This window comes from Streptomyces sp. SID11385, assembly GCF_010548245.1.
Lineage (GTDB): Bacteria > Actinomycetota > Actinomycetes > Streptomycetales > Streptomycetaceae > Streptomyces.
In genome coordinates, this window is record NZ_JAAGLR010000346.1 from 1 (window position 1) to 8,908 (window position 8,908).

7 protein-coding genes and 2 pseudogenes are annotated in these 8,908 nt (G+C 73.3%); 7 read left to right on the forward strand and 2 right to left on the reverse strand.

Annotated elements, in window-relative coordinates:
* From G3I42_RS37480 to lgt, 5 genes and pseudogenes are all read left to right on the forward strand, one after another.
* Positions 1-122: pseudogene (locus G3I42_RS37480) on the forward strand (tryptophan synthase subunit(beta)); the annotation flags it as partial.
* 133 nt (positions 123-255) lie between these two features.
* On the forward strand, positions 256-1,554 hold the full coding sequence (trpB, locus tag G3I42_RS10340) for a tryptophan synthase subunit beta (RefSeq protein WP_164284554.1): 1,299 nt from the start codon (positions 256-258) through the stop codon (positions 1,552-1,554).
* A complete protein-coding gene (gene trpA / locus G3I42_RS10345) occupies positions 1,551-2,378 on the forward strand; it encodes a tryptophan synthase subunit alpha (protein WP_164284557.1) in 828 nt (275 codons plus the stop codon). The genes trpB and trpA overlap by 4 nt, the downstream gene beginning before the upstream one ends.
* A gap of 275 nt (positions 2,379-2,653) precedes the next feature.
* Positions 2,654-3,436 carry a thioredoxin domain-containing protein gene (locus tag G3I42_RS10350; protein ID WP_343244509.1) on the forward strand — a complete coding sequence of 261 codons (783 nt, stop codon included), beginning with the start codon at positions 2,654-2,656 and terminating at the stop codon, positions 3,434-3,436.
* Positions 3,437-3,591: 155 nt separating this feature from the next.
* Entirely contained in the window at positions 3,592-4,689 is a 1,098-nt protein-coding gene (gene lgt / locus G3I42_RS10355; protein WP_164284563.1) for a prolipoprotein diacylglyceryl transferase, read from the forward strand.
* Between the two features lie 329 nt (positions 4,690-5,018).
* On the opposite strand, the gene G3I42_RS10360 is transcribed toward lgt, so the two are convergent.
* On the reverse strand, positions 5,019-5,933 hold the full coding sequence (locus G3I42_RS10360) for a LysR substrate-binding domain-containing protein (RefSeq protein WP_203606619.1): 915 nt from the start codon (positions 5,931-5,933) through the stop codon (positions 5,019-5,021).
* A gap of 103 nt (positions 5,934-6,036) precedes the next feature.
* Here G3I42_RS10360 and G3I42_RS10365 point away from each other — a divergent pair, with 103 nt between their 5' ends.
* Both G3I42_RS10365 and G3I42_RS10370 read left to right on the forward strand, forming a co-directional pair.
* On the forward strand, positions 6,037-6,870 hold the full coding sequence (locus G3I42_RS10365; protein WP_164284569.1) for an oxidoreductase: 834 nt from the start codon (positions 6,037-6,039) through the stop codon (positions 6,868-6,870).
* A 166-nt stretch (positions 6,871-7,036) separates the two neighbouring features.
* Entirely contained in the window at positions 7,037-8,440 is a 1,404-nt protein-coding gene (locus G3I42_RS10370; RefSeq protein ID WP_164284572.1) for an MFS transporter, read from the forward strand.
* Between the two features lie 180 nt (positions 8,441-8,620).
* On the opposite strand, the pseudogene G3I42_RS10375 reads toward G3I42_RS10370, so the two are convergent.
* Positions 8,621-8,908 (reverse strand): annotated as a pseudogene (locus G3I42_RS10375) (CoA ester lyase); the annotation flags it as partial.

Consider the following 8,908-nt stretch of genomic DNA (forward strand, 5'->3'; position numbering starts at 1 on the left):
GCTGCCGCCCGCGCGGCTGCCGCGCCCCGGCCCGCCGCGTCCACGGCCGCCGCGTGCGGTACGTGATCGGCGACGAGCCCGGGCAGGTCAACGGCATGCGATGGCGCCGCACCGGCCGCTGAGGGACTGACGCGGCGTGCCGCCCGCACCGTACGTGCCCGGGCGCCCACGCACCGTACCCTCGTGGCCACCGTGCCGTCCCTGACCACCTCTCCCGGGCCGCCCGCGCGCGCCCCGGTACCGGAGCGTCCACCCATGTCACACGAGACTTCCCAGGGGCACGACTTCTTCGTGCCCGATCCAGAGGGCCTGAGCCCGAACACCGAGGGCTACTTCGGCCGCTTCGGCGGCGCCTTCATCCCCGAGGCGCTCGTCGCCGCCGTCGACGAGGTCGCCGTCGCCTACGACAAGGCCAAGAGCGATCCCGCCTTCGCCGCCGAGCTGAACGACCTCCTCCTCAACTACACCGGGCGCCCCAGCGCCCTCACCGAGGTGCCGCGCTTCGCCGGGCACGCGGGCGGCGCCCGCGTGTTCCTCAAGCGCGAGGACCTCAACCACACCGGCTCCCACAAGATCAACAACGTGCTCGGGCAGGCGCTGCTCACCCGCCGCATGGGCAAGACCCGCGTCATCGCCGAGACCGGCGCGGGCCAGCACGGGGTCGCGACCGCGACCGCCTGCGCCCTCTTCGGCCTGGACTGCACGATCTACATGGGCGAGATCGACACCGAGCGCCAGGCGCTCAACGTGGCCCGCATGCGGATGCTCGGCGCCGAGGTCGTCGCCGTGAAGTCCGGCAGCCGCACCCTCAAGGACGCCATCAACGAGGCGTTCCGCGACTGGGTCGCCAACGTCGAGCACACGCACTACCTCTTCGGCACCGTCGCGGGCCCGCACCCCTTCCCCGCGATGGTCCGCGACTTCCACCGCGTCATCGGCGTCGAGGCCCGCCGCCAGCTCCTGGAGCGCACCGGCAGGCTCCCCGACGCCGCGATCGCCTGCGTCGGCGGCGGCTCCAACGCGATGGGCCTCTTCCACGCCTTCCTGCCCGACGAGGGCGTCCGGCTCGTCGGCTGCGAGGCCGCGGGCCACGGCGTCGCCTCCGGCGAGCACGCGGCGACCCTCACGGCGGGCGAGCCGGGGATACTGCACGGCTCCCGCAGCTACGTCCTCCAGGACGAGGAGGGCCAGATCACCGAGCCCTACTCGATCTCCGCCGGGCTCGACTACCCCGGCATCGGCCCCGAGCACGCGCACCTGCGCGAGAGCGGGCGCGCCGAGTACCGCCCGGTCACCGACCGGGAGGCGATGGAGGCGCTGCGGCTCCTGTCGCGCACCGAGGGCATCATCCCGGCCATCGAGTCGGCGCACGCCCTCGCGGGCGCCCTCGACGTCGGCCGTGAACTCGGCCCCGACGGGCTCGTTCTCGTCAACCTGTCCGGCCGCGGTGACAAGGACATGGACACCGCCGCGAAGTACTTCGGCCTGTACGACGACGCGTCGGTCGTCGTGGACGGCGTCGTCCGCGCCGACGCGGAGGGGGAGCCCCAGTGAACGAGATCCACGGCGGACAGTCCGCGCTGCTCAGCGCCACCCTCGCGGGGGCCCGCGCCGAGAACCGCGCCGCGCTCGTCGCCTACCTTCCGGCGGGCTTCCCGAGCATCGAGGGCGGCGCGAAGGCCGTGCGGGCCGCGCTCGAAGGCGGCGCCGACGTCGTCGAGGTCGGGCTGCCGCACTCCGACCCGGTCATGGACGGCCCCGTGATCCAGACGGCCGACGACATCGCGCTGCGCGGCGGCCTCAAGATCCGGCACGTCATGGACACGGTCCGCCAGGCCTTCGAGGCGACGGGCAAGCCCGTCCTCGTCATGACGTACTGGAACCCGATCGACCGCTACGGCATCGAGCGCTTCACGCGGGAACTCGCCGAGGCCGGGGGAGCGGGCTGCATCCTGCCCGACCTGCCCGTGCAGGAGGCCGGCGAGTGGCGCGCGCACGCCGAGAAGCAGGGCCTCGCGACGGTCTTCGTCGTCGCGCCGAGCAGCACCGACAAGCGGCTCGGCGAGATCACGGCGGCGGGCAGCGGCTTCGTCTACGCGGCCTCGCTCATGGGCGTCACGGGCACCCGCGACTCGGTCGGCGAACAGGCCAAGGACCTCGTGACCCGCACCCGCGCCACGACGGACCTGCCGATCTGCGTCGGCATCGGCGTCTCGACCCCGGCCCACGCCGCCGAGGTCGCCGCCTTCGCGGACGGCGTCATCGTCGGCTCCGCCTTCGTCAAGCGCCTCCTGGACGCGCCCGACGAGGAGTCGGGACTCGCGGCGGTACGGGAACTGGCGGGCGAACTGGCGAAGGGCGTCCGGCAGCGGGGCTGAACCGGCGGGGCCGGGCCGGCGGCCGGGGCGAACCGGCTCGTCCGGTGCGGCCGAGGCGCGGCACGGCCGCGGGCCGGGTACGGCGGGGATTCTCCCGGCCGTGCCCGGCCCGCGGGCTGTCCGGCGCCTCCGGGACCCGCCGTGCCTTCCGACGTCCGTGAGGGGCGGACGATGAGCCGACCGGTTCCCGGCAACGCGGCGTGTCCCGCTTCACTCGTCCGCGTGAAGAAGCGGTGCGGCAGGCACGCGTGCCCGTCCGGTTCGTTGGCGGGGGTGTGAGCGAGAAGAATCGTCAGGGAAAGCTGTCCGCGCGGGACCGCATCGCGGCCGACCGCCGTCGCGAGGAGGCCCGCGAGAAGCGGCGCAAGAGCCTCGTCATGGGCGCCGCCGTGCTCGGGGTGCTCGCTGTGGCGGGCGGCGTCGGCGCCGCCGTCACGATCGGCAAGAAGGGCAGCACGGATGCCGCGGGGCCCGTCGTGGCGCCCAAGGGCGCGACGGGCGAGGACGGGCTCGCCATCCCGCTCGGCGAGAAGTCGGCCCCCTCCGTCCTCACCATCTGGGAGGACTTCCGCTGCCCGGCCTGCGCCCAGTTCGAGAACGGCTTCCGGTCCACGATCCACGAGCTGACCGGCTCGGGGAAGCTCCGCGTCGAGTACCACCTCGCCACCCTCATCGACGGCAACATGGGCGGCAGCGGCTCGGCGACCGCGGCCAACGCGGCGCTCTGCGCGCAGGACGAGAACAAGTTCCCCGCCTACCACGACGTCCTCTACGCCCATCAGCCGGCCGAGACGACCGACCCCTACGCCGAGCCGGACAAGCTCATCGCCCTCGCCAAGAAGGTCAAGGGCCTCGACACCCCCGCCTTCCGCGACTGCGTCAAGGGGAACACCCACCGCGCCTGGGTCACCAAGTCCAACGAGAAATTCACCCAGGGCGACTTCCGCGGCACCCCCACGGTGATCCTCGACGGCAAAGACGTCTTCAAGAACCCGAAGCCCGCCTTCACCCCGGACCGCCTGAAGGAACTGGTGGAGGCGAAGGCCGACAAGAGCTGAACCCCTCGCCCGAGGCCGCGGAATCAAGCCCGTCCGGCGCTTGAGGACACGGCCGGAGGCCGCAGGAGGCCGGCCCCGCCGCGGGGCGACGTTACGGAGACGTTGCCAACACCGCGCCCCGCCCCGCGCTCCCCACGCGATAGCGTTGAGTCGTCATGGACCTTGCCTACATTCCCAGCCCGTCGCGCGGAGTGCTGTACCTCGGCTCCATCCCGCTGCGCGGATACGCGTTCTGCATCATCATCGGCGTCTTCGTCGCCGTGCTCATCGGCAACCGGCGCTGGATCGCGCGCGGCGGCCGGGCGGGCACGGTGGCGGACATCGCCGTCTGGGCGGTGCCCTTCGGGCTCGTCGGCGGACGGCTGTACCACGTCATCACCGACTACGAGCTGTACTTCACCGAGGGCAAGGACTGGGTCAACGCCTTCAAGATCTGGGAGGGCGGCCTCGGCATCTGGGGCGCGATCGCCTTCGGCGCCCTCGGCGCCTGGATCGGCTGCCGCAGGCGCGGCATCCCCCTCCCGGCCTGGGCCGACACGGTCGCCCCCGGCATCGCCTTCGCCCAGGCGATCGGCCGCTGGGGCAACTGGTTCAACCAGGAGCTGTACGGCAAGCCGACCGACCTGCCCTGGGCGGTGAAGATCACCAGCGACAGCGGCGGCCGCATCCCCGGCACGTACCACCCGACGTTCCTCTACGAGTTCCTGTGGTGCATCGGCGTCGGCCTCCTCGTGATCTGGGCCGACCGCCGCTTCCGCCTCGGCCACGGACGCGCCTTCGCGCTCTACGTCGCCGCGTACTGCGCGGGCCGCGGCTGGATCGAGTACATGCGCGTGGACAGCGCGCACCACATCTTCGGGGTCCGCCTCAACGTGTGGACGGCGATCATCGTCTTCCTCGCCGCCGTCACCTACTTCGTGCTCTCCGCCCGGCTCCGCCCGGGCCGCGAGGTCATCGTCGACAAGGGCGGCGAGGGCGACGTCCCGGAGCCGCGCGACGCCGAGGACACGAAGGACACGCGGGACGCGAAGGACGACGGGGACGACGGTATTGGGACGGCCAAGGCGAAGACCGAGGCCGGGGCCGAGGCCGAGGGCGACGGGACGAAGGCCGACGCGGCCGAGGACGACGGGGCGAAGGCGGACAAGGACAAGGACAAGGACACGACCGAGGACGCGACCGCGGAAGCGGGCGACTCCGTCCCCGAGAACGCCGAAGCCTCCGGCTCCGCGGCCTCCCTCAAGAAGAGCTGAGCCGGCGGCCCACGAGCCACGGCCGCCCGGAAGGGGCGGGACGGATCACCTCCGTCCCGCCCCTTCCGGCCTTGCTTGTGCGGTGCCGCAGCGACCCCGTCGAGCCCCGGGCCGGAGGAGCGGATAGTGGCCGCCGCGCGGGCGCGGGGGGACCTGGTCTTCTGCGCGTGGACCCCGGCGCGCCTGGGGGAGGCCGTGCGCCCGTCGCTTGCCGGAGCCGGTGGCGGAGGGCAAGGAGGACGGCACTGCGCTGCTGGGCTCGCTGAGCGGGACCCGGGCGCGGTGGGTCCGGACACACCGGCTCATCGAGGACGAGCCGAACGACCATCTCACAGGGAGGTACGTGTCGTCTCGGCCGCCAGCGCACACGCGCGCGCGTACTCCCGCACCAGCGGGCGGCGTTCGTCGGCGCGCCAGGCCAGGGCGAAGCGGCTGGGCGCGATGCCGCTCACCGCACGGGTGACGACTCCGCCGAGGGTGATCAGCGGAGTGTTCCCGGCCGCCAGCAGGACCACGCCGAGACCCGCGACGAGCGCCTCGTACGTCTCCTCCGTGCTCGCCACTTCCGCACCGATGCGCGCCGGCCTCCCGCCGCGGGCATCGGTGGCAAGCCAGTAGTCGCGCAGCGGCCCGGCGCTGTGGGGCAGGGCGAGGAACGGCTCGCCCAGCAGGTCGGTGAAGTCGATGATCTCCCTGTTGGCGAGCGGGTGGGTAGCGGGCATGGCGACCACGCGGGGCTCCTCGGCGATCACCATCCACCGGTAACGGTCCGCATCGGGCAGCGGCAGCCAGACGAACGCCGCGTCGCACGTGCCGTCGGCGAGCCCGGCGGTCGAGTCGTGCCAGGGGACCTGGCGAAGCCTGAGGCGGGCGTCGGGGTGGGCGGCGGTGAAGCGGGAGCGGATCGCCGGCAGCACACCCCCGCGGCCGGGGCTGGTACTCATCCCCACGACGAGGACGGCCGCCTGGTCGGCCACGGCCCGGGCGACCGCCTCCTGGGCAGCTTCCCACTCGGCGAGCATGCGCTGAGCGTGAGGCAGCAGCGCCGCGCCGGCCGCGCTCAGACGTACCTCGCGCCGGTCGCGCTCGAACAATGCGGCCCCCACCTGTTTTTCCAGCGCCCTGATCTGCTTGCTCAGCGCGGGCTGTGAGACGTACAGCCGCTCGGCCGCGCGCGTGAAGTGCAGCTCTTCGGCCACGGCGGCGAAGTACCGCAGGTCCCGTCCGTGAACGTCCATAACCATCAGCTATCACAGCGCATCTTGGACGGACAACTGGGCGGCCCTGCAAGGTGGTTCACACACGATCCGCTCAGAGCGGCGGGTCACCCGGCACAGGGGGAAGAACATGAACAAGGTATGGCTGGTCACCGGGGCGAGCAGCGGGTTCGGCCGGGCGATCACCGAAGCCGCGGTGGCGGCGGGCGACATCGTGATCGCCGCCGCCCGCCGCACCGCGCCGCTCGACGACCTGGTCACCGCACACCCGGACCAGGTCGAGGCGCTGCCGCTGGACGTCACCGACATCGCGGGCATCCAGGACGCGGTCGACGGCGTGGTGGCCCGGCACGGCCGCATCGACGTCCTGGTCAACAACGCCGGACGGGGCATGGTGGGGGCGGTCGAGGAGACCACCGACGCCGAACTGCGGAATCTGATGGATCTGCACTTCTTCGGCCCGGCCGCGCTCACTCGGCTCGTACTGCCGCACATGCGCCGCCGGGGCTCGGGGGCCATCGTGCAACTGACCAGCATGGGCGGGCGGTTCGCCTTCGCGGGGGTCGGGGCCTACTGCGCCACCAAGTTCGCCCTGGAAGGGCTCTCCGAGGCGCTGGCCACCGAGGTCGCCCCGCACGGCATCCGCGTGCTGATCGTCGAGCCCGGCGCCTTCCGCACCGGTTTCGCCGGCACCGGAGCTCTGCGGCAGTCCGCGGCCCTGCATGCCTATGAGGACACCGTGGGCCCCGTCCGTTCCGGTCTGCCGGGTGGAGCCGGCCAGGAGCCCGGGGACCCGGCCAAGGCCGCGGCCGCCATCCTCACCGCGCTGGACGCAGACGAGGCGCCGCTGCGTCTGCCGCTGGGCAACGACGCAGCCGACGCGATCACCGGCCACCTCGACCGTGCCCGCACCGAACTCCACTCCTGGGAAAAGCTCACCCGCTCCACGGACTTCGACAACTGACGGCCCGGCCGCCCGCCTTCCGTCCCGCCGTCCCCGCCCGGGCGCGGCGGCGGGGACCTGTCGCGCGCGAGGCGCGGCTTCCCGTTGCGGGCCCGGCCTGTCCATGGTGGCCGGCATCGCCGCCGTACCGGTCGCGTACCTCCCCGAACGTCGCAGGAGTGCCCTCATGACATCGCCGCAAGCGTCCTCCATCGCCTCCCGCACCGCGGGGCCGGCCCGGGACGAGTCGCCCGTAGTGCTCGGCGCCGCCCTGCTGGGCTTCTTCCTCATCTCGCTGGACGCCCTGATCGTCACCGTCGCCCTGCCCGACATCGGCCGCAGCCTGGGCGGCGGCATGTCCGCGCTGCAGTGGGTGGTGGACGGCTACGCCCTCGTCTTCGCCGCCCTGATGCTCTCTGCCGGCGCGGTGTCGGACCGCATCGGGGCCCGGCGGGCTTACGGCGGCGGGCTCGTCCTCTTCGCGCTGGCCTCGGCCGCCTGCGGGGTGGCACCCGCCCTCGGCGTGCTGGTGGCCGCCCGTCTCGTGCAGGGCGGTGCGGCCGCGGTGATGATGCCGGCGTCGCTGGCCCTGGTCCGGCAGGGCTTTCCCGACCAGGCCAAGCGGGCACGTGCGATCGCCGTGTGGACCGTGGGCGGGGCGGTCGCGGTGGCAGCCGGACCGGTCCTGGGCGGGGCGCTCACCGCCTTTGCGGGCTGGCGGTGGATCTTCTTCGTCAACCTGCCCGCGGGCCTGCTGGCACTCGCCCTGCTCAGCCGGGTGCCCGCGTCCCCCCGGCTGCCCTCGCGTCTGGACACGGCCGGGCAGCTCACGGCCGTAGCCGCGGTGGGGGCACTGGCGTTCGGAGTGATCGAGGGCGGCGAGAAGGGCTTCGGCAGGCCGCTCGTGGTGGTGTCACTGCTGATGGCCGTGGTCTCGGCGGCCCTCTTCCTTGCCACGCAGGCCAGGGGAACGCATCCGATGCTTCCGCCGCCGTTGTTCCGCTCCCGCGTCGTGGCGGTCTCCCTGATAGTCGGCTTCACGCTCAACGCCGCCTACTACGGTGGGGTGTTCGTCTTCAGTCTCTACCTCCAGCAGGAGCGCGGACAGTCGGCTCTGCACGCGGGCACGCTGTTCATTCCGATGACGGCTCTTGTCGCCGTGGTGAACCTGGCCTCGGCGAAGCTGGCCGCGCGGTTCGGCCCCCGGGTGCCGATGGTGGCGGGACAACTGGTCGGCGCGTCAGGCTCGCTGGCACCGCTCACGGTCAGCCCGCACACCCCCGTGGGCGCCGTGGCGGCGCTGATGGTGCCGGTCGGCCTCGGCGGAGCGCTGGCCGTTCCCGCCCTGACCGCCCTGCTCCTCGACGCCGTGCCCGCGGACCGGGCGGGCACCGCCTCCGCCGCCCTCAACACAGCCCGCCAGACCGGCGGAGCCATCGCGGTGGCCGTCTTCGGCGCACTGCTTTCCGGGGCGGACACATTCCTGTCGGGCATGCGGTGGAGCATGCTGCTCGCCGCGGTCGGGCTACTCCTGACGGCGGGCGCGGCAGCGACACTCCCCAGCGCCGGGCTCCGGCCCACGGAGCCGTGAGGCAGGGATCGCACCCCACCAGGCCCGACAGCATCGCCGCCCGAGTGCGCCAGCCGATCAGCCCGCCGGGGCGGACCGCGGCTGGTGAACATCAGGCAGTGTGGAGTGCCGGCGCCCCGCGATCGGTGGTTCTCATGAAGGAGTGTGATGGGCCCGCGAACTCGTCATCGTGACCGCCGCTCACCCCACCCCGAGCCGTTCCGCGAGGGCCTTCGTGCGGTGGGCGACCGCGACGAGTGCCGCGTCCACGAAGCGGCCGTCCGGGAGCACGAGCGCCCCGCCGTCCCGCGCCGCCGCGCCCAGCACCTCGTCCGCCGCCGCGACCTCCGCGCCGCTGGGACGCCACGCGTGCTCGATGACCGCGAGCTGACGGGGGTGGATCGCGGCGCGCCCGAAGAAGCCGAGGTCCCTGCCGTGCCGGCACGAGGCCGCCAGGCCCTCCTCGTCCCGCACGTCCGGGTACACCGA

Excerpts from the sequence above, each read along its gene's own strand:
- lgt (WP_164284563.1), top strand. The coding sequence starts at position 3,592 with ATGGACCTTGCCTACATTCCCAGCCCGTCGCGCGGAGTGCTGTACCTC.
- G3I42_RS10360 (WP_203606619.1), bottom strand. The coding sequence starts at position 5,933 with ATGGTTATGGACGTTCACGGACGGGACCTGCGGTACTTCGCCGCCGTG.
- trpB (WP_164284554.1), top strand. The coding sequence starts at position 256 with ATGTCACACGAGACTTCCCAGGGGCACGACTTCTTCGTGCCCGATCCA.
- G3I42_RS10365 (WP_164284569.1), top strand. The coding sequence starts at position 6,037 with ATGAACAAGGTATGGCTGGTCACCGGGGCGAGCAGCGGGTTCGGCCGG.
- G3I42_RS10370 (WP_164284572.1), top strand. The coding sequence starts at position 7,037 with ATGACATCGCCGCAAGCGTCCTCCATCGCCTCCCGCACCGCGGGGCCG.